This is a genomic window from Bacillus sp. TH50 (assembly GCF_016650565.1).
Taxonomy (GTDB): domain Bacteria; phylum Bacillota; class Bacilli; order Bacillales; family Bacillaceae_G; genus Bacillus_A; species Bacillus_A mycoides.
This window is the reverse complement of the sequence record NZ_JAEKFM010000007.1, coordinates 97,439-121,816: the sequence shown is the minus strand read 5'-3', so window position 1 is coordinate 121,816 and position 24,378 is coordinate 97,439. Positions and strand designations below refer to the sequence as shown.

At 32.5% G+C, this 24,378-nt stretch carries 17 protein-coding genes and 1 pseudogene; 4 read left to right on the top strand and 14 right to left on the bottom strand.

Annotation, left to right across the window (positions count from 1 at the left end; genetic code table 11):
• The first annotated feature begins 21 nt into the window (after positions 1–21).
• Positions 22–339: a hypothetical protein gene (locus tag JFU23_RS17770; RefSeq protein ID WP_128856041.1), complete on the top strand. Its 318-nt coding sequence runs from the start codon at positions 22–24 to the stop codon at positions 337–339.
• Between the two features lie 244 nt (positions 340–583).
• Here the strand turns inward: JFU23_RS17770 and topB are convergent, their stop codons facing one another.
• Complete coding sequence (gene topB, locus JFU23_RS17765) at positions 584–2,773, bottom strand: DNA topoisomerase III (RefSeq protein WP_201032385.1); 2,190 nt, start codon at positions 2,771–2,773, stop codon at positions 584–586.
• A gap of 78 nt (positions 2,774–2,851) precedes the next feature.
• A complete protein-coding gene (locus JFU23_RS17760; protein WP_128856043.1) occupies positions 2,852–3,106 on the bottom strand; it encodes a transposase in 255 nt (84 codons plus the stop codon).
• A gap of 133 nt (positions 3,107–3,239) precedes the next feature.
• Between JFU23_RS17760 and JFU23_RS17755 the strand changes: the two genes are divergently transcribed.
• Positions 3,240–3,470, top strand: coding sequence for a helix-turn-helix domain-containing protein (locus JFU23_RS17755; protein ID WP_128856044.1), 231 nt, complete (start codon positions 3,240–3,242; stop codon positions 3,468–3,470).
• 407 nt (positions 3,471–3,877) lie between these two features.
• Here the strand turns inward: JFU23_RS17755 and JFU23_RS17750 are convergent, their stop codons facing one another.
• The 7 genes from JFU23_RS17750 to JFU23_RS17720 all read right to left on the bottom strand — a co-directional run bounded on the left by JFU23_RS17750 (position 3,878) and on the right by JFU23_RS17720 (position 12,239).
• Positions 3,878–4,921, bottom strand: a complete 1,044-nt coding sequence (locus JFU23_RS17750) for a retron St85 family RNA-directed DNA polymerase (protein WP_201032384.1) — start codon at positions 4,919–4,921, stop codon at positions 3,878–3,880.
• 298 nt (positions 4,922–5,219) lie between these two features.
• A complete protein-coding gene (locus JFU23_RS17745) occupies positions 5,220–5,522 on the bottom strand; it encodes a hypothetical protein (protein ID WP_128856046.1) in 303 nt (100 codons plus the stop codon).
• Positions 5,523–6,392, bottom strand: coding sequence for a phosphoribosyltransferase (locus JFU23_RS17740; RefSeq protein WP_128856047.1), 870 nt, complete (start codon positions 6,390–6,392; stop codon positions 5,523–5,525).
• A 378-nt stretch (positions 6,393–6,770) separates the two neighbouring features.
• Entirely contained in the window at positions 6,771–7,451 is a 681-nt protein-coding gene (locus tag JFU23_RS17735; protein ID WP_242483523.1) for a hypothetical protein, read from the bottom strand.
• Entirely contained in the window at positions 7,438–9,075 is a 1,638-nt protein-coding gene (locus tag JFU23_RS17730; RefSeq protein WP_242483522.1) for a site-specific integrase, read from the bottom strand. The genes JFU23_RS17735 and JFU23_RS17730 overlap by 14 nt, the downstream gene beginning before the upstream one ends.
• Complete coding sequence (locus JFU23_RS17725) at positions 9,065–11,008, bottom strand: helix-turn-helix domain-containing protein (protein ID WP_201032383.1); 1,944 nt, start codon at positions 11,006–11,008, stop codon at positions 9,065–9,067. The genes JFU23_RS17730 and JFU23_RS17725 overlap by 11 nt, the downstream gene beginning before the upstream one ends.
• Complete coding sequence (locus JFU23_RS17720) at positions 10,992–12,239, bottom strand: tyrosine-type recombinase/integrase (protein WP_201032382.1); 1,248 nt, start codon at positions 12,237–12,239, stop codon at positions 10,992–10,994. Before JFU23_RS17720 ends, JFU23_RS17725 begins: the two co-directional genes overlap by 17 nt.
• 139 nt (positions 12,240–12,378) lie before the next feature.
• Between JFU23_RS17720 and JFU23_RS17715 the strand changes: the two are divergent.
• Positions 12,379–14,253 (top strand): annotated as a pseudogene (locus JFU23_RS17715) (DNA topoisomerase III); the annotation flags it as partial.
• 38 nt (positions 14,254–14,291) lie between these two features.
• Here JFU23_RS17715 and JFU23_RS17710 read toward each other — a convergent pair.
• The 4 genes from JFU23_RS17710 to JFU23_RS17695 form a co-directional block, all read right to left on the bottom strand.
• A complete protein-coding gene (locus tag JFU23_RS17710) occupies positions 14,292–17,117 on the bottom strand; it encodes a YhgE/Pip domain-containing protein (RefSeq protein ID WP_085308903.1) in 2,826 nt (941 codons plus the stop codon).
• 305 nt (positions 17,118–17,422) lie between these two features.
• Entirely contained in the window at positions 17,423–18,214 is a 792-nt protein-coding gene (locus tag JFU23_RS17705; RefSeq protein WP_085308901.1) for an endonuclease/exonuclease/phosphatase family protein, read from the bottom strand.
• Between the two features lie 4 nt (positions 18,215–18,218).
• Positions 18,219–19,856: a PTS transporter subunit IIBC gene (locus tag JFU23_RS17700; protein ID WP_002016687.1), complete on the bottom strand. Its 1,638-nt coding sequence runs from the start codon at positions 19,854–19,856 to the stop codon at positions 18,219–18,221.
• Positions 19,857–20,058: 202 nt separating this feature from the next.
• Positions 20,059–21,723, bottom strand: coding sequence for a glycoside hydrolase family 13 protein (locus tag JFU23_RS17695; protein WP_201032381.1), 1,665 nt, complete (start codon positions 21,721–21,723; stop codon positions 20,059–20,061).
• 371 nt (positions 21,724–22,094) lie between these two features.
• Between JFU23_RS17695 and JFU23_RS17690 the strand changes: the two genes are divergently transcribed.
• A complete protein-coding gene (locus JFU23_RS17690) occupies positions 22,095–23,429 on the top strand; it encodes an FAD-binding oxidoreductase (RefSeq protein WP_201032380.1) in 1,335 nt (444 codons plus the stop codon).
• Between the two features lie 122 nt (positions 23,430–23,551).
• Here JFU23_RS17690 and JFU23_RS17685 read toward each other — a convergent pair whose 3' ends face one another.
• Positions 23,552–24,235, bottom strand: a complete 684-nt coding sequence (locus JFU23_RS17685; RefSeq protein ID WP_201032379.1) for an ABC transporter permease — start codon at positions 24,233–24,235, stop codon at positions 23,552–23,554.
• Between the last annotated feature and the right edge of the window lie 143 nt (positions 24,236–24,378).

Sequence of the window (24,378 nt, the reverse complement as noted above, 5' to 3'; positions counted from 1 at the left end):
ATATAAAAGGAGAAATAAATAATGGATAAATTAAGTGAAAAATTAAAAAAGGATTTCGATGTAACCTTATTTGATACTAATTTAATGGCAGGTAAAATTTCAACTAAATTAGCCTTTAAAGATACCCATACAAATAATATAAAAAGAAATTTAAAATTGTTAGGTTTAAATGGTATTAAAACTAGCGCTGAAATTTTCGCTAAACAAAATAATTATGTATTACCTTTTATACAGATTGAAGAGGTTCAAATACTAGATGATAATCCGTACGGGTTTAAAATTATAGCACCTACTAGTCTTGTTTACTTTTTTGTATACAAACTACTTTATACCAATTAATACTTAAACTTAAAAGATATAGTGCACTTTTTAAAGCTATAAATCTATTTAACATATACATTAACTATTCTTATACTGCACCATCGATAAATTTAAAAAAACTAGAATACATTACTTCATAAACTGGATTTATTCCTATTTATAAAAATTATTAGTAGAGAAAGTTCTCAGATACATATCTAAAATAAATTTCTCAAAAAAATGATACAGCTACCTATGCTGTATCATTTTTTCTAAATAAATCTTACTTAAACTTCAGGTTTTTTAATGCTTCTGCGAACGGATTATTTAACGGTTCTTCCTCTTTTTTCTGTTGTTTCATATATTTTTGAACGTCGCGTTTATCAGCTTTGTTTCCAGATTCTTTTTTACGTCGCTCTTGGAATGTTGATAACTTTTCACGGTAACCACATTTACACGCAAAGATTTGTCCTGCACCTTCACCACGTAATTCTAATTTTTTCTTACACTGAGGACAACGAGCGTTTGTTGTACGAGATACATTTTTACGATGACCACATTCACGGTCTTGGCAAACAAGCATCTTTCCTTTTTTACCGTTTACCTCTAACATTGGTTTACCGCAATCTGGACAAGACTTCGTTGAAATGTTGTCATGTTTATATTTTTTATCGCTCGATTTAATTTCAGAAACGATTTCTTTCGTATAGTTCTTCATTTCAGAAATGAATACTTCTTTTTTCAGTTTACCTTTTGCAATTGCTTCTAGCTTTTGTTCCCACTCACCAGTTAGTGTAGGTGATTTTAATTCTTCTGGCACTAAATCAAGTAATTGGCGGCCTTTTGAAGTAATGTGAATATCTTTACCACGTTTTTCAATTAAGAATGAATTGAATAGCTTGTCGATAATATCAGCTCGTGTTGCTACAGTACCTAATCCACCAGTTGATTTTAACGTATCAGCAAGTTGTTTATTTTGCGTATCCATATATTTTGTAGGGTTTTCCATTGCTGAAAGTAAAGTCGCCTCGTTAAAACGTGCAGGTGCTTTCGTTTGACCTGATGTTTGCATAATTAACTTTACAGTTAATGTATCGCCTTTTTCAATGCGAGGTAAAAGTTGCTCTTTTACGTCATCAGTTACATCATCATCTTCAAAGCGATTTTCATATACTTCCTTCCAACCGGCATGTAAAATTGTTTTTCCGCGTGCAATGAACGTTTCATTGCCGACTTTTGTGCGTAACGTTAGTTGTTCGTATTCGAATGCCGGGAATAAAACAGCTAAGAAACGTTTTACAACTAAATCATAAATTTTACGTTCTTTATCTGTGAAAGCGGAGAAGTTAACGTATCCTTCTGTCGGAATAATTGCGTGATGATCACTTACTTTACTATCATCCACAAATGATTTATTAGCCTTGATAGGCTTTTGTAATACTTTATGTGCGAAGGGACGGTACTCTCCAACACCACATGCTTTTAGACGTTCTGGAAGCGTTCCAACGATATCAGATGAAATGTAACGTGAATCTGTACGAGGATACGTTAGCACTTTATGTTGTTCATATAACTTCTGCATAATGTTTAATGTTTCTTTAGCAGAGTAACCGAACTTTTTATTTGCATCACGTTGCAGTTCAGTTAAATCGTAAAGACCAGGAGAGAATGACTTCTTCTGTTTCTTATCAATTTCCACAACAGTAGCATTTTGTTTATCTAGGTTCTTTACGATGCCATCAATTTTCTCTTTATTAAAGCTACGGCTATTACCGTTTGCATCTTGCCACGTAAGTTTTAACTTATTCATTGTTTGTGCTTCGATGCCGTAGTAAGTTTGTGCTTTGAAATTCTTTATTTCATCTTCACGACTAGCAATCATAGCGACAGTAGGCGTTTGTACACGGCCACAATTTAACTGGGCATTAAAGCGCGTTGTTAAAGCTCGAGTAGCATTAAGACCGATATACCAGTCAGCTTCTGAACGTGCAACCGCCGAAGCGTATAAATTGTCATATGCTTTGCCTGGTTTTAAATTTGCAAAACCATCTTTAATGGCTTTATCAGTAACAGATGAAATCCATAAACGCTTAATTGGTTTATTCACCTTTGCTTTTTCAATTATCCAGCGTGCAACTAACTCTCCTTCTCTTCCAGCATCTGTAGCCACAACCACCTCATTAACATCATTTCGAGTGAGTTGATGTTTCACAGCATTAAACTGTTTTCCCGTTTGTTTTATAACAACTAATTTCATACGTTCTGGAAGCATTGGAAGATCTTCAAGGTTCCATGTTTTATATTTATTGTCATAAACCTCAGGGTCTGCCAGTGTCACTAAATGCCCAAGAGCCCAAGTTACTATGTATTTGTCACCTTCTAAAAATCCATTTCCTTTTTTGGTACACTTTAATACTTTTGCTATATCACGTGCAACTGATGGTTTCTCAGCAATTACTACACTCTTTACCATTTTTTATTCAAACTCCTTTACTAACTATATACCGTTTAATATACCACAGTTTTCAAGAAGAACAGTAAGAACCACCTTCTATTTGGCACTCATAATTGACATAGCTTGTTTAAGGATCTCTACTTCTTGTCTTAATTTCTTATTCTCTCTATAAACCTCATTAAACTGCTTTGGAGTAACTATCACTTGCTGTTTTGAATAAAACTTAATCCATTTATAAATAGAGGTAGGAGATATTTTATATTCAATGCTTAAATCCGTAACAGATTTCCCTTCAACATGTTGCTTTACAATTTCTTTTTTAAGGCTTTCATCATATTTTTTATTTGTCATTACCTAATAACCCTTTCTAGTAAAAATTTTATCACTTAGATAGTTTATTATTGTATCACTACCGCCTTTTGATGACTATAGTCGGTCGATTAAAATGCCATTTTTCTTAGTTAATTAACTAAGAGGTGATGTCATGGAAATCCCAAAAGCTTTCGGTAAAGTGTTAAGAAAACATAGAAAAAAGGCTAATTTTTCACAAGAACAATTAGCCCTTCAATGTAATTTAGACAGAACTTATATCGGACTACTTGAACGTGCTCAAAGACAACCAAGCATATCTACCATATTCGTCATATGTAAGGTATTAAATATTGCTCCACATGAATTAATTAAAGAAATGGAAGAACTTATACTTACCCGATAATGAATGGGGATAAAGAGGCGATCTGACAAATGAAGATGTTCTAGGTAAATGTCTTAGTATCTTGAATAATAAGTAATTGATTAAATAAATATAACCCCTATCCTACAAATAAAAAGAGCAACATTATTTAGTTCCTTTTATTTGTATTTTTCCGGTTCAACTAATTAATTAAACTTAAACCCTGTATCTGATTAAAAGTGGATAATCCCCCTCCAATATAGAGAACTTATTATAAAAGACTATCATTAAGGTTCAATTGAAATTCATGTCGAATCATTAATAAAAAATAATGATTCGACATGAATTTTTAATGGACAGCACAATTTTATTTTTAATGTCAAAAACATTTTAATAATTAACTTTAAAATAAAAAAACTTCCTCAAGCAAAGACCCGAGAAAGTAATACTTAATCTTCAGATGTAATTTTTTCAACCTGCCATAATTCTTTCAAATAATTTAAATATTCATATACCCTACTATCAGTAGGATTAATAAAGTATATATGATTAGCAATTCCTAAAAGATGCTTTAGATATTGATATTTATCTTTTTTTATAAATTCTAAGTGAGAATTTAATCCATATTTTTTGATAAAATAAATATTTTTTCTTAACTCTTTTCTCATTTCACAAGGTGCTTGTATTTTTTGATTAACAATAATACCTGTTACCTCTTGACGTTGATGTGGAAAACGGACTCTTGTTTTTTTATCATTAATACTAAATCCTTTAGACCTCAATACAGTAGTTACAAATTTGATAATCTCTCCTACTTGAAAATCTCCAGAAAAAGTTAAATCATCTGCATATCTTGTATAACGAATTTTTTTCTTTTTTGAAAAAGCTGATATACGCTTATCAATATCCTTCATTAATAAGTTGGACAAAGCAGGACTAGTAATAGCCCCCTGAGGCAATGCCCCTTTTAAAGTACATAAATTGGTTAACAATGTCGCAACATCTTGGGAATATCCCAAGGAACTAAAGAAATTATAAACATCTATATGTCTAATAGATCCAAAGAAATCTTTAATATCTATAGTTAATACCATTTTTTGTCCTCTATGAAACCTTGCATTGTCTTTTAAAGAGACATTCTTTTTATAAGCTTTAGCAAATTCACTCGTCTTGCAAGAATATAACATTTCTTCCAATATCCATTTTTGTATAGATTTTAAATTGGGTAATGGCTCTGCAATATTCCTAAAACCACCATTTTTTTTAGGGATTTTAAAATACCTATAAAACCCTTTTTGAGAGTTAGATACTTTCAATAGATATTCAATATCATAACCTACAAGATACGAGAGGTGCATTTGATCATATATAATTGGAATTCCCTGTAAATGAAGCGAATGTGCTTTCTTGAGATTCTCCTCAATATACATGCTGTCATAACCTGCTTTAAGAGCAGATTCTGTAAAATTCCGCTTATATTTTTCCCAAATCATATTTATATCCCTCTCCAATTAAATTACAGGCTCTTACATCCATACACTTACCACTATCACGTCTCTATCCTCTACAATGAACATTTTGATACTCTTTTCGTCAAAATGTTCATTGTACACCGTGGCGCAAGCCTAAGGTTGTGTAATACATTTATATAGCGTCTCCCGACGCGTTAAATGTATTACACAGGGCTTGAAATTAAGTTCTTCTTAGTATGGTGACTCACCATACCTGGTTTTTTTAAAAAAAAACCATAAGTCTAGTAGGTATTGATGTAAAAGACCTGAAATTGTTATACTACGGTAAGTATACCTTAAATTTATCCCATTTTTCAATCATATATTCATATTGAGGACTAATCCATTCTTCGGAATGCTTACGTTTTAATTCCTTGTTTAATTCATTTATTTTTGTTTCACCTAAATCCGTTAACTTGAGATCCCCATATATATCTGTAACTAAACCATTCCTTTTGATATGACTTATATAGCCATAAACCATTGAAAAGCTTACCTCTGCATTGATAATTTCCTGAATATTCCCGTTGTTTTTTATCAACTGCAAAATTACAAGGATTAATCCTTTATCATTGTATTTCAACTAATTTCCTCCTCGCGGAAAAGGGGCCCTATTTCCTTTTTTGTCTAACCAATAAACAGGAAACGTATTATTCGGTGTTCTTACTAATGTAATCAAAGCTTCTGAACCTTTATAACCGAATTTATAATCATCATGAGGTGCCACAATTTCTTCAATGGATTTCATAATAGTCATTTTTGTTGCTAATTCATTCTCATGATAATAATCTGATAACGCCCTTTTTAATACTTTCCCTGAAAAAATATTGATTCCTTCTTTTCTAATTAAATCATAGCCACTAAATAAGGAAACCAGTGATACAATAATAATTTCCTGACTCTTTATACCTAAGCTTTGATAAAATTCATATGCAGATAAAGCTGTTTCACCCGTACCAATAAAATCATCAACTAAAAGTAATTTAACTTTGGGAGATTCATTTATTTTGTTAAGTTCCTTGGCAGTCAATTCATTCCTTACTTTAAAATCTATTTTCGAAACATCTTGATTGTATTTTATCTGGGGAGACTGGAATAAATATGCTACTAACGTTGAGCTCTTTATTTTATTTCTGTCTTCCTCAGGTACCAAAGGCATCACATATACAGTATTCAATTCTTTAAAGTCTTTTATTTTGGCTACAATTTGATTCAATGTTTGATTTATTAATTTAGTGTATTCATCAAAACTAACCTTTTGATATTTATATGTTAAATCAATTATAAATTCTTGTTGTTCTAAACTTAAACAATTTAACAATTCGCAAAAGCGATTAAATAAACTTGATTCATTGTGTTCTTCATCAATTTCCCAACCTTTTTCTTCAAACAGAGTACCTAACTTATTAAGTATGTTCACATTTATCTTTTTATATTTAAAGTTTTTTCTCATAATAAACACCTATCGATTTATATTATTAGCAAAATGAGGACATTAAAAAATGATTAGTTATGATTCTATAAAATTATATCACGTAAATCCCATAAAAAATAATAGGATTATCTCTTAATTAAAGAAGACCATAGTATCGCAATTATAGTCTTTATTCCCTCTCTTAAAACCTTAATCTCTTAGCAAAATAAATATTTCAATAAACTATTAAGGAAACAAAGAGAAGGCTCTCATCTCTAGTGTAAATACATGTTTTTAATAGTTTAAAATTGCTAGGAAGCATAAACCTATATTTTATGCAAAGCTATGCCTCATTTTTTAGTTTTATATCATCAACTGGCGTCCTCTAATATTATCTATAGACTTAATTTAGCTACCTTACCAATCTAAATTAAATAATTCATTAAGCTTTTCTATTTTTTTATCGTTGACATCAATAGTATTTGAAATTGCTGATTCATTTTGGAAAACCTTATTAGGGTTATTTAATTCTAAAACTTGTGAAGTTTGATTTGGTAAAGTAATAACTTCCGCCTTCACATTAGCTTGTTTTAACTTATCTGATTGTCCGTATAGATGAGGAAAATAACTTTCAGCAACAATTTGATTATAAAGTGTCTCATAGTGAGTCTTTTGAACTGTCACTTTAGATAGTTGTTCTTTTAATTGCTCTATTTCTGACTTCATTTTTTGTGTAGCTTCTTCAAGTGTTACTAATTTTTTAGTATCTGTGTAAAGGTCACTAATAATGTTTAATAACTTCGCAATCTCATTTTTTAATTCTATTGTATTAGCACCATATTTTAAAAAAAGTTCTTCAACACTAGGAATCGTTATAATACCGCTTTCGTCCAATTTAGGAATATGGACAGGTGAATTTAAATGATTTATATATTCTTTCATTCGCCTACTCCATGTATTCCTTCCAATTCCAGTTTCTTTTTCTAATAATAACGACGTTAATTTTCGATTAGGCTGCTTATATTTAACCTCTAGAGCAATGTTCTTTAAATTCTCATCAGACCATTGTTGTGGTTTACCTCTTTTAGTTTTTACCATTCTTATCACCCGCAATATTAGCATCTATTTTCGATTTCAATTCTATATAGTATAGTAACTTTTTGGCCGCTGACTTTCTTTCAGTTATATTTAAGTCATGACCGTATCTTTGTGGTAATCCAAATAAGCTTTCTAAAAGAGAAATAGACTCTTCAATTCGTTGTTTTAAATCTACAGAATGATTAGACAGCCATTTAATAGCTTCGTCTTTTTCATTTATACTAGGTGAAAAAATATATTTTGGACAAAACTCACAGAACTCAATACAAGTATTCGGAAAATTCTCTTTTAGTTCTGAACATAAACCATATTGAACTCTACCTATGTGTTTTTCGGTTATCTTCTCTTTCTCAACGTTAGATTTATGAACAATATATTTTTTCCACCCTATGATAGAATTGTCCATTCTATAACCAATCTCTGTTTCAAGCTTTAGTTGAGCTAGCCTATAGACATACGATTGTGCAAAATGCTTAACATGACTAAAGTAACCTTGCGTAATTTTTAGTTCACTATGTCCAGCTAGTGTAGCAATATTATGCATACTAAAACCTTGCAAGCACATATTGATGATAGCAAAGTGTCGAGTATCTCCCGCTTTCACGCGTTCTAAATTGTATCGTCCATATTTCTCTTCTACGATTATTTTATAGAATCTATCTTTTAAATCATTAAAATTTCGTAAGTTCATTATTGGATTCTGCTTTTTCCTTCTAACTTTATAATTTATGCTAAACATTTCTGATGGAAAAAAATATTCTGAGTAAGGAAAATACATATTTACCTTGTCCCTTACTTCTATTAACAGTTGATATGTTTTTTGATCAATCACAACTGAATCATATTTTATAGAAAAATCAATGGTAGCAGACTTATTTTTTATTCGTGGAACCGAAATTGTATAGGGCTCATTTTTACTTTCATCATAAGATAGACAATTTTTTTTAAGTTTCAGAAGTTCACTTGGACGCATAGGCAATGTATTAGTGAGTAGCCACCAAACTAAGATTGGTATGTAACTTATAATTTCTTCTACAGAATTATTTTTAAAATAATGGTTGATAACGTCATCTAACTCAAGTACATCTTGAAAATCAGGTAAATCTCTGGAAGCTTTTGAATGTTTAGGCATACTAGAGCATATATTAAGAATTTCTTGATAATTATCATTTCTATAAAAATCAATAAAATTAGACGTAACACTAACCATGTGATAACCAAGATATTTATATTTTTCAATACTTTCAGCTAATATCCCCTTTAATTGAACTAAACTTTCGAAACCTTGAGATCCAAGTATAACTTTTCGTAATGTAGATAACTCATCATAAGTAGTTTTGGGTGTTTTTCCAGATATAATTCTAAGTAAAATAAAATATTTTAGATGTTCATTGATTTTTGGATAGCTAATTAAATCAAATTTCATTTGCAAATTTAATTGTGATAAAGGATCATAAACAAACCACAGGTTGTCTTCAAAAGATTTATTTTTTATAACCGTATTTTCGACTAAACCATCAAATATCTGTTTATAATCTTTTAATAACAAGTCATCTTTAGAAATTTGTTGAATGGACTCTATTTTATAAAAATGTGATTCATTTAAAATTTTTCTAATCTCCATAGTTAGCTCCTGGTAAATAGATTTTGTAAGCATATTGTTTTAACAAATCATTGACTTGATTCACATCTACATAAGCTTTTACATAACTTTTGCCGAAAGTGTTATTAGCTTCACTCAGTACCAATAAACATTGCAGTAGAAAGCGACTTTTCCTTTTTAAAAGATTTTCATTGTCACTTTCCTGTATTGAAGTTAAAAGTCTTAAAAGTTCCTGATTTAATTGAATTAGAATCAAATTTTGCGGAAGAACATATTCACAATACATACAATTCATTAAAGCTGGATAAGCACAATTTGGGAATACTAAACACTGTGCATGTTCAATTTTAGACGGCATAGAATGGGTTGATAATTCCGAAAATAAGTCATGTAATTGCTGTTTATTTAAGCGCATAACTTGATGTATAACTTTTAACCTCTTTTCATAGATTGCATTCATTACTTTCACAACCGAATCATTATCAGTCTCCTCTATACTGGCAGGGGTTAAATAATTAGAAACATAAGCAGCTATTGATTCAGTTTCTTTAAGAGAGATGTGTTCTTTTATTTCTTCAATAATAGTGGTTCTATCTTCTAGATTTAGGATTTTATAGTTATCGGTATACGTAAATCTTAATAATTGATCATATAGCCATCCAAAATTTCCTCTTCGAAAAATATTTATGGCAACTCTTCCAATAGAGCCATCTTTATTCATAAGCTGTATATAAGTTTTTGTGGTATCTTCATTTTTATGTGATCTTGCATTTTGAGCTAAAGTCAGTGCTAACTCAGAATCAAAAGCATCCCCTTCAGTTACAGATCCATATAAATATGTTGCTAAAGAGCGATTCATTATTAAACTACTAAATCTAAAGCCCTCAAATTTTTTATAATCGTTAAAAAATTTTAATTGAGTCATACCACCTTGAGTTTTAATTTTGCGATACTTCCCCTCAATAAAGGTTTCTAACTGACATGTTTTATTTTCTCTTAATCGCTCGGATAAAACTAACGCGTAAGCTAGTGGCATCTCTAGGTTCGAGGGCACTAAGAAAGTAAGTAGCTCACCTGTTTTAGATGCACGCTTATTTCTAAAGGAAAGATACAAAGTCTTAATTACTATTTGAACTTGATACTCATTCAATTTAAAGTTATTACTGTGAAAATCTGCTTCCTGAATATCAAGTTCTTTTAAATTTAAGCTAGGTGTGTTGAGAACCAAATCACTTCCTCGTATAAAATCACAGCATAGTAAAGTAACATATACCCACATATTTGCATACGATCTGCTATTAAGGCTTTTTTCGATATGAAGTTCTATATTTTGTACATGCTTATATATTTGATTAAAAGTTGAAGCCGAATAAATTTCCTGTTCTTTACGTTTAGACTTTTGAACAGCTAACAATTTATTCTTTAAAGGCATATTTTTTTGATCAAATACGTATGATAGAAACCGAGTAAATAGTAATTTTTCCTTCGAAGTAAGCAAACCTTCTTTTAAAAACAATTGATTTAATTCCTCTATATCAACTTTGAAGATTTCCCTAGATAAGTTCCTTTGGAGTTTGTTATGAAAATTAATAAATTGACCAATAGTAGCTTGTTTATAAACTGTAGAGCCTGTACATTTATTAAAATAAACTTGTGAATATGTTATAAAAAGCATTCGAGTATCCATAAACAAAGTATTTTGTTCTGTTTCGTTAGATATTTTTTTTATCGCATATTCACAGTCAATCTCAACAAAATTATCACGTTCTTGGAGAAACTGTTTGTATTTTATCAACTCTTCCTTGGATATAAAAACTTGCCCATTTATTTTTTCCACATTCACTTCATGCCTGGATTGTTTTGAATAAATGCTATTTTGAATAGAAGGCATACTCCTACCAAGAATCTCCGAAGCTTCTTTAATTGAATAATAATCTTTATTCAATTGAACCATACCCCTTCAACTTCCTTTCAATAAGATTAGGAATGTATTCCTCATGCATATTATCTAATTTCCCTTCAATTTTTTTATGCATTCGTGGTGTTGAGACCATATAAGAAAGGGCAGATTCTAAACTAGAATCACCTCGTAAATGTGCAATTTCATAAGGGTTTTGTGCTTCATTTGCAATGAGGTTTGTAAATGTTCCCCGTCCTATATGCGTAGACCATTTAATACTTTTTAAATGCTGAGCTACTAAGCGGTGTTCAATTTCATTTGAGGTTTCTAAGGTGGTTATTAATTTAATTTTGCATTTGTCGAAGTACTGTCTATAACTTCTACCTGACATCGGCTGCTCATTGGTGTTTAAAAACAAAGCATTAGTTTGTTTAGAAGAGTATAGCTTTAAATGCTGTCGAATCAACGTAGTTCCCCAACCATTCACATCTAATGCTACCTGGGATCGTGTCTTTTTTACTGAGGCGTGCTCTTTTAAATCTGTTCTGAAATTTTGATTTTCTATTTTTAATATAATTTCTTTATTTGCTAGAGATTTTGATATTTGTGTACGTTTTAAATTAACTACTTCTGAAACTCGTAGCCCTCCAAATATTTGTAGATATATTCCTAAAGCGATTCTGGGAGTATGTGTAGAGGCAATCTCTAAGAATAATGGTATATATTCAAAAGGTAAAATGTGTTCAATTTCTTTGATTTTCTTTTGTGGATAAACCACTGTAAAAGGAGATTTATAATATAACGTATTGTATTCGTTTTTTTCTTGTTTAAAATCAGTTAAACTAAATTTTGAAAATAGTAATTTATTTATTCCCCAAGTATAGAAGTGCACTAAGGTCCTTTCAGCGTCTTTAACAGTATCTTGAGAAACCTTATTGGTACCCAACCAATTTAAGTATGCAGAGCCATGTGAGATAGTCAATTCTGCTAAATTTTTGATTTTCAAACTTGGATAATATTTTATTAAGTAGTTTAAAAACTTCACTATATTTGTAGCATGCTTTTTCTGAGTATTAAATGACTTATAACCCCATTTTTCAATAATAAAATTGCTAAGGTGATGAATTACATATGTGTCCTTTTTGATGTTTTTAAGAGCAATTAATGAAATATGTTTTTTCTCTTTAACTGTTTGGCTTTCTTCAATTACATAATCAATCCAAACTGGTTGTGTTATAAATTTTAAATTTTCATTTACACTTTTTACTGAGATTAATTCCCCCACTAACTCTCCCCCTTTTTTAATTATGTGCAATGAATTTTAAAGTTTATCCTCCCCTATACCCTTATGAAATTAATAATGAAGCACCTTTTATGTTCTTGAATATTGAGTATATTATTATTGTACATCATTATGGAGATAAGCCGGTCGTGAGGGAGAGTTGGTCGCACGCTGGATTATCGATAAAGTAAAAATGCAGAAACCGATTAAACGTCTATGGATTTCATCTGTTACCGATAAAGCAATTAAAGATGGCTTCGCAAATTTAAAACCAGGAAAAGCATATGACAATCTATACGCTTCGGCTGTCGCACGTTCAGAGGCTGACTGGTATATCGGGCTTAATGCGACTCGAGCATTAACTACTCGCTTTAATGCCCAACTAAATTGTGGTCGTGTTCAAACACCTACTGTAGCCATGATTGCAAGCCGTGAAGATGAAATCAAACATTTCAAAGCTCAAACTTACTATGGTATCGAAGCTCAAACAGCTGAGAGATTAAAGCTAACTTGGCAAGATACAAAAGGAAATAGCCGTAGCTTTAATAAAGAAAAAACTGATACAATCGTGAACAAAATTAGTAAACAAAATGCTACTGTTGTAGACATTGATAAAAAACAAAAGAAATCGTTCGCTCCTGGTCTTTACGATTTAACTGAGCTACAACGTGATGCGAATAAAATATTTGGTTACTCTGCGAAAGAAACATTAAACATTATGCAAAAATTATATGAACAGCATAAAGTTTTAACGTACCCTCGTACAGATTCACGCTATATTTCATCTGATATTGTCGGAACACTTCCAGAGCGTCTGAAGGCTTGCGGAGTTGGAGAATACCGTCCTTTAGCACATAAAGTATTGCAGAAACCTGTAAAATCTAATAAATCATTTGTTGATGATAGTAAAGTAAGTGATCATCACGCAATTATTCCAACAGAGAGCTATGTAAACTTCTCAGCTTTCACAGATAAAGAACGTAAAATTTATGACTTAGTTGTAAAACGTTTCTTAGCTGTTTTATTCCCGGCCTTTGAATATGAACAACTAACATTGCGCACGGAAATTGGTGACGAAACGTTCATCGCACGCGGAAAAACGATTTTACATGCTGGTTGGAAAGAGGTTTATGAAAATCGATTTGAAGATGATGATGCAAGCGATGATGTAAAAGAACAAATCTTACCTCGCATCGAAAAAGGCGATACATTAAACATAAAACTAATTGTCCAAACATCAGGTCAAACGAAAGCACCTGCACGTTTTAATGAAGCAACATTACTTTCAGCGATGGAAAACCCAACAAAATACATGGATACGCAAAACAAACAACTTGCTGACACGTTAAAGTCAACTGGTGGATTAGGTACTGTAGCTACACGAGCTGATATTATCGACAAGTTATTCAATTCGTTCTTGCTTGAAAAACGTGGTAAAGATATTCACATTACTTCAAAAGGCCGTCAGTTACTTGATTTAGTGCCAGAAGAACTGAAATCTCCTACACTAACTGGTGAATGGGAGCAAAAGTTAGAAGCTATCGCTAAAGGAAAATTAAAGAAAGAAGTATTCATTTCAGAAATGAAGAACTATACGAAAGAAATTGTTGCTGAAATTAAATCGAGTGATAAGAAATATAAACACGACAACATTTCAACGAAGTCTTGTCCAGACTGTGGTAAACCAATGCTAGAGGTAAACGGTAAAAAAGGTAAAATGCTTGTATGCCAAGATCGCGAATGTGGTCACCGTAAAAATGTATCCCGCACTACAAATGCACGCTGTCCTCAGTGTAAAAAGAAACTAGAACTTCGTGGTGAAGGAGCAGCCCAAATTTTCGCATGTAAATGTGGCTATCGTGAGAAACTTTCTACATTCCAAGAGAGACGTAAAAAAGAATCCGGCAGCAAAGCTGATAAACGCGACGTTCAAAAATATATGAAACAGCAGAACAAAGAAGAAGAACCATTAAACAATCCATTCGCAGAAGCATTAAAGAAATTAAAATTTGATTAAACAAAAAGGTTCCTACCACTATCGGTAGGAACCTTTTTTTAATGAATAATTTTACTTCCTTTTGCGTTCTCAACAAACTTTTCACTTGATTTGTTAATTGGTGTTTTCAGTAATAATGCAGCCACAACCATTATTACTACGAAAGCACTTAACACAAGTAAATCTCTAGTTACTATATCCCAAAGCATTCCACCTACTGTTTCACGAATTGCACTAATAGCATATGTGAATGGCAAGAACGGATAAATCGCTTGGAAGAATGGTGGTGTCATTTGAATTGGGAACGTACCGCCCGATCCTGCTACTTGTAGTACAAGTAAAATAATCGCCATCGATTTCCCAACGTTTCCGAAAATAGAAACGAGTGAGTACACGATACAAACAAATACTCCCCCAATAAATAAACTAAATAACACAAACCAAAACTTATCGACTACGTACGTACCAAGTAAGAATATATCTCCCATTGATACGATAAACGCTTGTGAAAGACCTATCGTTAAGAATGTTAATAAACGTCCGAAGTAAACTTCATGGCTCTTATAATTCGCGCCCTCTTCGTGTACTTCCACTGTTAATAATGAAACCATTAATAATGCGCCTACCCATAATGCAAGCACTGTATAGAATGGTGACATTGCTGAACCGTAGTTCGGCATTGCAAATAATTTATTCTCTTTTAAATTTACTGGATTTGCAAAGTAGTCACTTTGCTTTTCAACATCATTCTTTAATAAGCGTATGATGTCTTTTATATCCTCTTCAGATTCAAAATCACGAATTTTATCTGCTAATTCTTTAATCTTTTTCTCAGTCTCCGGCATTTCAGCTTTAATGTCTGCTAATTTCTTTCTACCGTCTACTAAGCCTTTTGATGAATCTTCTAGTAATTTTTTAACATCTGGAAGCTTTTTGTCTGCTTCGCTTAAAATTTGAGTTGTGTTTTTAGACATACGTTTCGTACGCTCAATTGCTGTGTTAAAGTTTGGAACGATTTCTGAATCATATGTTGCTAAGAAATCTCCTAATTGAGCTGAAGCATTTTTAGTTGCTTCATTAATACTTTCTACAACCTCTTTTGTAGGCTTCTGTCCATTGTTAATTAGTGTAGTTGCCTTATTCGTTGCATCTATACCTTTTTGAACAGTATTTTGTGCTTTATTCAATTTTGCAATTCCATTATTAAGGTTTTTGTCACTATTTACATCTGCTAATACCTTATTTGTGCTTTCTAGAACCGGAATCGCATCACCAATTAGATTCTTAGTAGCTTGTAATTGACCATTTAAATCGTTTAAAGCTACTTTTGTGCTATCTAATCCATTAACACCTCTATTATTTACGTCTGCTATAACACCTTCAAAAGTATTTTTTGCCTTATCATATTCATTTTTCACAGTGTCGTATGCTTCATTTGCATCAGCTTTCGCTTGATCAACTGTGCTAACTGCTTTTTTATAATCTGCTACAAATGTTTCATTATAATCTTTTTCAGCTTGATCAATTAATCCATTTGCTGCATCTAATTTTTGATTTGCTGCATCTGTTACATCTTTCTTTACTTCTTGTCCTGTGCCAATAACATTTACAATATCTTTAATACCGTTATTTGCATTTTCCATACCGCTTTTCAGCTTAGTTAAGCGATCCACTCGCCCTTGGAAAAAGCTTTGACCAAAATCAGTCGTAGCCGATTTTTGAAGTTCAGTAAATACATTGATAAGGTACGCAACACTATCTGTACGACCTTGAAGATTCTCAGAAACCGCATTAAGATCTTGCTTTGCCTTTTCCGGATCAAACTGGCCATTTTGTAATCCGTTTACAACACTTTTCCCGTATGATGTTCCTGCACGCGCCGAGTTTAAAACATTATTCACTGTTTGATTAAGATTTCTTGCAATATTTTTATAACCTTCATCATTCAACTTTGAAAGATCCGGACGCGCTGGAAACTCAGGTAATCCCTTCATACCAGAAAGGTCTACACCTGGGTTCATTAAAAAGTTCGTAACAGCATTTGCTTTATCCATTACATCTTTTGCTACAGTTAAATTATTTCTCATTGTCCCAGGAGCATTTTGCAATGTTTGATCGTTGTTCGCAAAGAACTTATCTAAATTCCCTAACGCTTCTTGACCATCATTCATAACACTTTCTACAACTGGCAGCTCTTTTTGCGCTACTTTCACAACATCTTCTGCTCGAGTTGCATCATCTAACGCCTTATCCATAAGTGTATTCATTTCTGGGAACTGCGCTTCTAACTTAAATACAAGATCTTTTACTTTCTCGATACTCGGTAAGTTTGTTTCTAAATCGATTCCAAGGTCATTGAAGATTTTAAAAATCTCACCGTTTGCTGTTTTAACAAAGTTTTTACTAACCTCTTCTGTAAGACCCGATGCACCTTTAGCTGTAATTTTCGGTGCAATCGCATTTACTTTTTCATTTACATAGTAATCAAGTTCTGGTTTCTGTGGGTTTTCATTCAAGACTGTTGCAATCTTTTCAGAAAAATCTTTTGGAATAGTAATACTTGCGGAATAATCTCCACGCTCTACTCCATAAATTGCTTGCTTTTCATCAACAAACTTCCACCCGAAATTTTTGTCCTTCTTAAGTGAATCTACAATTTCTTTCCCGATGTTAATATCTTTCCCTCTTAAATTTGATCCAACATCTTGGTTAGAAACTGCAATCTGGATTCCTTTCGTATTTCCGTAAGGATCCCAAGAAGCTTTAATGTTAAACCATGCATATAACGATGGTAAAATCATTAACCCTAAAACAATAACAATTGCAGCCCAATGTTTGGCTACATTCCGTAAATCTGTCTTATAAATACGCCAAATCTGTTTCATATAAGCAATCACCTAATTATATATTTTTCCTTCTTTAGAAAATGATACATACATTTTGCAATTATATCACTTTCTACATCGTGGATTAAACGAAAACATACTATTTTTCCCATTAAATATTTCACTTACTTCATTATATAACGAAATAAAAAAAGTATGCATACAAAATGACCAAATTAGTTTTACATTCAATAATAACAAATATATAGGAAATGTCATAAAAAATACAAGTATTTTCTCTTGGGAATACTTGTATTTATCAAAAAACCCTCACAGCTTTTCATTATCTGTGAGGATTTCTTCTATTATATATCTAATTGTACTTCTACACCGAAATGGTCAGAAATTACATTTCGATTTGTTCCATTAAAAATGACTTTTGAAGAATTAACTGTTTTACTTTGATTGCTTAATATTAGGTCGATTCGTAAGTTTTGTTTATTTTCATCCCAACCAGCAATCTCTCCTTGGACAGTTGTTCCTTCATCCTTCTCTATCGCTAATTCATATGTGTCATATAAACCTTTTTGCATCATATACTCATAACCCTCTCCTTCCAAACGAGCATTGTTATTAAAATCACCCATTAAGAAGGAAAGTTCATTGCTATTTACACGCTCCATTAAACGATCAACTTGGTCTTTGAATGATTCTTCTTCATCATTCCACCAACCGAGATGGCAAGAATAAAACGTTATATTCTTATTATTATAAGCAATTGTTGCACTTACAATTTTGCGTGTTTTCCAATACGTTGTATCCTTATTTTCTGAGACAAAGAACGTATCTTCCTTTACAATGTTGTGCTTTGTTATAATTGCTAATCCTTCTTCGTACACATCATATCCAATATGAGAGAAATCCCAAATAATATTGTATTCTTTTACATTTAATGCTCTTAACTCTTCTAGCAGTAAAAGCCCAAAATTATCTTTTTTCTTGTTACCGCATACATTTTCAGCTTGTATAGACTGACTTACTTCTTGCAATGCGATCACATCATAATCTTCTTCTTGAATTGCTTTAGCAAGATACTTTATTTTTTCAATTTGATTCTCTTCTTGCCAAGAGTGACAATTTAAAGTTAGCAATTTCATATTATTACGCACCTAACATATCTTGAATATCTGACTTTAATACGTCAGCTTTCGGGCCATATACTGCTTGTACACCTTTATCTTTTACAATAAGTCCTAAAGCACCATTTTGTTTCCATTTTGCTTCTGGTGCAACGGCATCTAAATCTTTTACTGTTACACGTAAACGTGTCATACAAGCATCTACGTCAGCAATATTATCTTTTCCGCCCAATAAATCAATAACTTTTGTTGCTAATGAACCATCTTGTACATTTCCTGTTCCTTCTGTTGACTCATCTTCATTATCAATATAGTTTCCTGCACGCCCTGGCGTTGGTAAATTGAATTTTTTAATTAAGAAGTTGAATAACGTAAAGTTAAGGCCGAAGAACACTAATGAAACAATGACAAAGTTGATTAAATCTCTCGTTAAACCTGCATTGATCATCATTGGTGTACGTGTAATTAACTCAATAAATCCAAATGCATGAACACGTAAATTAATTAAATCCGCTAATGCGAATGCAAGTCCTGTTGTAATTGCATACACAACATATAATACTGGTGCAATAAACATGAACATGAATTCAATTGGTTCTGTTACACCTGTTAAAAATACTGCTAATGCAGCTGATAAGAACATTGGTTTATATTTTGCACGTTTTTCTTTATCAACATTACGGAACATCGCAAACGCAATCCCCATTAACGCTGCCGTTGAGCCGATAACTTGTCCAGCTTTGAAACGAGCTGGTACAACGTTATTTAATAAATCGTTATATGCTTTCGTATCTCCATTTGCTAATAAGTTATTTAAATCTGTAATCCATGCAAGCCATAACGGATCTTGTCCCGCTACAATTTGTCCAACCTTTGAGCCAGTTAACATCGTATATGTTCCGCCTAGCTCTGTGTAGTTCATCGGAATCGTTAACATATGATGTAATCCAAATGGTAATAATAAACGTTCTAACGTTCCATATACAAACGGTGCAATAACTGGTGCACTATCTTTAGATGCTGCAATCCAGCGACCAAATTCATTTAATCCACTTTGGATAAATGGCCATACAAGTGATAATACAATCGCAGTGACTGTAGACCAAACAATTACAACGAATGGTACGAATCGTTTTCCATTAAAGAATGCTAATGCCTGTGGCAGTTTATTATAATTGTAGTATTTGTTATATAAAGTAGCTCCTAAGAAACCTGTGATAATCCCTACGAAAACTCCCATGTTTAATGCTGGTGCACCAAGTACAGAAGTAAAGTAATCTTTTACAAGTAAATCTCCTGCTAAAAATGAAGAAACTGTCGCTTTTGAATCCGTTAACATTTGAGCGTTTACGCCAAATATAGCTCCTGTAATTCTGTTTGTTAAGACGAATGCTAATAGTGCTGCAAATGCACCACCTGCTCGATCCTTCGCCCAAGATCCCCCAATTGCTACTGCGAATAAGATGTGTAGATTTGTAATAATTGCCCAACCGATGTCTTCCATTACTCGAGCAATGGTATGAACTGCGTTAACATCCCCAGCAGACATCCCAATTAACTTACCGATGGAAATCATTAAACCAGCTGCTGGCATTACAGCCACAACAACTAGTAACGCTTTCCCGAACTTTTGCCAAAAATCAAAAGACGTAATTTTCATCTGTTTTTCCTCCCCTTTATTTATAACAACATAATGATTTAAATTATAATTTCTGTTTCTCTTATGAAAACGATTCCTTATGTTTCTTTTTTCTCTTTACGCAACCGTTTTCATAAATCTATTTTAATAAAAGCGTTTTCACATTGCAATAGAAATTTATTTTTTTTCATAAAAAAAGATGCTCAAGGAGCATCCTTTTTCATTATGAAATACGATAAACCCTTGTTTCATAAGGTTTCAACGTGATTGTAATTATTTGTTCATGTTCCGCAACTTCATAGTTATTTAAAAGCAAACGTTTGCGTTCTAATGCGAATAAACTCTCATTATACACAGCTTCCTCTTTTGAGATATTACTAATTACAATGACTTTTTCATCCTGTAGCGTACGTGTATATGCATAAATTTGTGGATCGTCTTCTAATAGTAAATCGTACGTACCGTAGTTCAGTACATCGTGCTCTTTTTTCAAGGCAATCATTTTCTTATAGAAATTGAAAATAGACTTTTCTTCATTTTTTTGCTTTTCAACATTAATTTCTTTGTAATTTGGATTCATGCTAAACCAAGGTGTACTTGTTGTGAAGCCAGCATTCATTTCATCGTTCCACTGCATAGGTGTACGTGAATTATCGCGGCAAGAAGCCCATATAATTTCCATCATATCTTGATGTGATACGCCCTCTGCAATTTTCTCACGATATAAATTTTTAATTGCTACATCATCGTAATCTTCAATATTTGGGAACTGAACATTTGTCATACCAATTTCTTGTCCTTGATAAATAAACGGTGTGCCGTGCATAAAGAAATACATCGCTCCTAAAGCCGTTGCACTTTCACGCCAATATTCTTTATCATTTCCCCAAGTAGACACAATACGTGGCTTATCATGATTTTCAATATATAAAGCATTCCATCCCTTATTTTCTAAACCTTTTTGCCACTTTGTTAATACTTTTTTCAACTCAACAACATCAAGATCTTTCTTCTTTTCTGCATCCCATAAGCTTAAATGCTCAAATTGGAATACCATATTGAATTTACCATTCTCTTCTCCAACCCAAAGATCAGCATCTTCAACTTTCACACCATTTGCTTCTCCAACAGTCATAATATCGTATTTAGCAAATGTGTTTTCTTTTAATTCTTCTAGTAATGGCTGAATACCATTTACATTCATATGTTTGTCAAAAGAAGGCACATACTTTAACCCTTTTGGGTTTGGCATATCCTTCAGACCATCTTCTTTTTTTATATGACTAATCGCATCGACGCGGAAACCATCAATACCTTTATCAAGCCACCAATTAACAGTATCATATAAAACTTCACGAACTTCTTTATTCTCCCAGTTCAAATCTGGTTGTTTACGCGAGAATAAATGTAAATAATATTGCTCTGTCACTTCATCATATTCCCATGCAGAACCATTAAAGATACTTTCCCAATTGTTTGGTTCCGCGCCGTCTTTACCATCCTGCCAAATATACCAATCACGCTTCGGATTGTCTTTAGAAGAACTTGATTCAATAAACCATGGATGTTCATCACTTGTATGATTAATAACTAAATCAATAATAAGCTTCATGTCACGCTTATGAACTTCATCTAGTAGCATATCAAAATCTTCCATCGTACCAAATTCATCCATAATATCTTGATAGTCACTAATATCATAACCATTATCGTCATTAGGTGATTTATACATTGGACAAATCCAAATTACATCTATACCTAAATCTTTTAAATAATCCAGCTTTGCAATAATCCCCTGTAAATCTCCAATACCATCACCATTTGAATCCATAAAGCTACGTGGATAAATTTGATAAGCAACTGCTTCTTTCCACCATGTTTTCTTCATAATAACTCTCTCCTTTTGCATCTCGATTTTTTATGCAAACGTTTTCGTAACACTATCATAACAAAATATGGAGAGTTTGCAACTGTTTTCATTGAACTCTATGTAGTTTCCTTATTCTTATGCCTTATTTATTTCTCACAAAGATAAAGTGAAACTTTAATCGTTAAGGAGGTGTCCATTCCCCGCTGATTATTAGCCCTTACCAATCGAGCTTTTACGAGCAGCCCTATCTTCTTTGTTTCAGCCGGATTGTCTTACTGCTCGCAAATAACGGGATAAATCTAACCCTTCTCTTCTTCTCGTCCATGCGTGTTAAATACACTCTTCATATACTAATACAAGCTCATATTATTTCAGAAAGGAGATATAAATTGAAACAAACAAAATTAACTGGTCGTATCGTCGTTCCCTCGGATCCTGGGTATGACATAGCCCGAATAAATTTAAATTTAAGCATTCCAAAATTCCCTTGTATTATTGTTTTTTGTCAAAATAAAAATGATGTGTGTAACGCCTTAAAATGGGCACGTGAGCGTCATATACCATTTCGCTTAAGAAGTGGACGACATAGCTACGAAAATTTCTCTCTTTTAAATGGCGGGCTTATTATTGATGTGAGTGAAATGAAGCAAATTACGGTTAGTACAGGAAAATTAACAGCAACAATTGAAGCGGGTGCAAATCTTGGCACTGTTTATAAAGAACTTTGGAAACACGGTGTTACAATACCAGCTGGTACAAGTGCAAGTGTTGGTATCGTTGGATTAACACTTGGCGGTGGCATTGGCATGCTTTCACGCTTATTTGGACTAACATGTGATCAATTATTAGAAGTCGAAATGGTACAAGCGTGCGGAAAATTTGGTGCAAAACTCATTCGTGCAAATGAACAAGAAAACCCTAACCTTTTTTGGGCATGCCGCGGCGGTGGGGGTGGGAATTTCGGGATTGTTACTTCCTTAACTTTTCGTGTCCATCCTATAAAAAACGTCTCAATTTTCTCGATTACATGGGAATGGGAAGACTTTGTTGTTGCCTTTCAAGCTTGGCAAAACTGGGCACCTTATATAGATGAACGTCTCACTTCATCAATTGAATTATTCTCTAAACAACGAAATAAAATCGAGGTGAAAGGTGAATTTGTCGGCTCTCCTTCTGAACTCTATCATCTATTATCTCCTCTTCTTGAAACTGGTAATCCTTCTCTCTTTATAGATGAAGTCCCGTATATAAAGGCTGTTCAATTCTTTAGTAGCGGCAATATTCCTGAAAAATTCAAACGCTCTGGTTCCTACGTATATAAACCTATCCCTCTTAAAGGTATTCAAATCTTACAATATTTTCTTTCTCATGCACCAAATAAAGATGCGAGTATTTGGCACCAATCACTCGTAGGTGCTGTAGAAAACATTTCCCCTAATGAAACAGCTTATTTCCACCGCAAGGCAATTATTGCTCAAGAATATATTACTTCTTGGAAATGCAACGATGAAGAAAACCGAAATATACGCTGGGTTAAAGATTTACGGGAAAGCTTAGATCCTTACACACTGGGAGACTATGTCAATTGGCCCGATATCGACATAAAAAATTGGCAAACTAGTTATTATGGCTCTAATTTTCAAAGGTTGCGTAAAGTGAAGACAGCATATGATCCTTGTAATGTTTTTCGTTTTCAACAAAGTATCCCACCCTTTCATACGTAAAAAAGAGGATAAAATAAAAAATCATCCAATATGCCGTTACCTCACAGCATGTTGGATGATTCAAGTTGATTTTCTATATCGTTTCAAATTATTGCTCCTACTCATAAACTTTCAATTACGGATTAATTGTATTTCTCATCATTTTTATGCAATGAATATAATTTAATGTTTGGTACTTTATCTTTTTCAATACCGCTATTATAAGCAACAGGAATTTGAAATTCGAATTGCTTTGTCTCATGTTTTTGTAAATAGACTGGTTTCGGTACTGGATAACCTTTTGAATTCTCGTTTACATTATCATATAAAACAACTTTTAATGCCTGTGAATGATTACGATAATTTTTTAAAGTCACAATGCACTTTTGTTCGATATCCTCTCCATTTTTCTCCATTCTACACTGACTATCTTCTTTTTTATATTCTATCGCCTCTACTCCTGTTTTTCCTGCGTAGTACCATGTTTTATTCAATGTATGGAGGATGTTATTTAGAATAAACGGCATCATTAAAATCAAAATACTAATGCCTACTACTTTTATCTTATTCATTGTTCTAAATGTACTAGATTTCTTTTTTACTAGCCATTTTACAAATAATATAAATGCGATTACATGTAGTACGAAAGAAACAATTAATATATTTGAAACTTTATAATCCATATAAATATATGTATATACCGGAATATTATAGAAATTGAATAGTTTTTCCCCAATTAATTCATTATCGTTTGGAATTTTTAATAATAACAAAACCCCTATACTGTAACAAATAGCTACTAATCGATCATACTCAATTCGAACCATGCCTTCTCCCCTTCCCTTTGCTTTTTTATTATCGATTTTAGCTATTATTACCATACTATACAATCATTTTATAGAGGATAACGTAAAAAAGTTCCTTATAAATATATAAAGAACCTTATTAATATACAATATGAATTAGAAAA

Excerpts from the sequence above, each read along its gene's own strand:
- JFU23_RS17735 (WP_242483523.1), bottom strand. The coding sequence starts at position 7,451 with ATGGTAAAAACTAAAAGAGGTAAACCACAACAATGGTCTGATGAGAAT.
- JFU23_RS17700 (WP_002016687.1), bottom strand. The coding sequence starts at position 19,856 with ATGAAAATTACGTCTTTTGATTTTTGGCAAAAGTTCGGGAAAGCGTTA.
- JFU23_RS17760 (WP_128856043.1), bottom strand. The coding sequence starts at position 3,106 with ATGACAAATAAAAAATATGATGAAAGCCTTAAAAAAGAAATTGTAAAG.
- JFU23_RS17740 (WP_128856047.1), bottom strand. The coding sequence starts at position 6,392 with ATGAGAAAAAACTTTAAATATAAAAAGATAAATGTGAACATACTTAAT.
- JFU23_RS17710 (WP_085308903.1), bottom strand. The coding sequence starts at position 17,117 with ATGAAACAGATTTGGCGTATTTATAAGACAGATTTACGGAATGTAGCC.
- JFU23_RS17750 (WP_201032384.1), bottom strand. The coding sequence starts at position 4,921 with ATGATTTGGGAAAAATATAAGCGGAATTTTACAGAATCTGCTCTTAAA.
- JFU23_RS17725 (WP_201032383.1), bottom strand. The coding sequence starts at position 11,008 with ATGGTTCAATTGAATAAAGATTATTATTCAATTAAAGAAGCTTCGGAG.
- JFU23_RS17685 (WP_201032379.1), bottom strand. The coding sequence starts at position 24,235 with ATGGTTCGAATTGAGTATGATCGATTAGTAGCTATTTGTTACAGTATA.
- topB (WP_201032385.1), bottom strand. The coding sequence starts at position 2,773 with ATGGTAAAGAGTGTAGTAATTGCTGAGAAACCATCAGTTGCACGTGAT.
- JFU23_RS17695 (WP_201032381.1), bottom strand. The coding sequence starts at position 21,723 with ATGAAGAAAACATGGTGGAAAGAAGCAGTTGCTTATCAAATTTATCCA.
- JFU23_RS17755 (WP_128856044.1), top strand. The coding sequence starts at position 3,240 with ATGGAAATCCCAAAAGCTTTCGGTAAAGTGTTAAGAAAACATAGAAAA.
- JFU23_RS17770 (WP_128856041.1), top strand. The coding sequence starts at position 22 with ATGGATAAATTAAGTGAAAAATTAAAAAAGGATTTCGATGTAACCTTA.
- JFU23_RS17730 (WP_242483522.1), bottom strand. The coding sequence starts at position 9,075 with ATGGAGATTAGAAAAATTTTAAATGAATCACATTTTTATAAAATAGAG.
- JFU23_RS17705 (WP_085308901.1), bottom strand. The coding sequence starts at position 18,214 with ATGAAATTGCTAACTTTAAATTGTCACTCTTGGCAAGAAGAGAATCAA.